The 305-nt window shown below is 53.8% G+C and carries 1 protein-coding gene; it reads right to left on the reverse strand.

Going from position 1 to position 305, the window contains the following annotated elements; all coding sequences use genetic code 11:
• Positions 1–305: hypothetical protein (locus AC0QH1_RS18085; protein ID WP_324632649.1), on the reverse strand; the 305-nt coding region annotated here is incomplete at both ends.

Genomic DNA, 305 nt, shown 5'->3' on the forward strand with positions numbered 1-305 from the left:
GGGGTCGGGAGTATCTCGGCGATCGCTTCTGGGGTTCGACCCATTCCGATGCGATCGAGGTGTCTGCGGAAAGGTTGCAATGTTTGAAAAATCGATTCGTTGAGCGTTTCCCACAAGCGCAGCCGGTCGGAAAACTTCAGGTAAGGCAAGCGTTCCACAATCTCATCGAACGCTGCCGCAGAATTCGGAACAGTCATCACGTTCCGCACCAGCTTCGTCAGAGGCAACTCCCCCTCAATATAGGCATTGAGTTCATCTGCCGTCACGCCCAAAAAGTTAAGCAGCGCCTCTCGGTTGCGCTTATA

It is taken from the genome of Phormidium sp. CCY1219 (assembly GCF_055795085.1).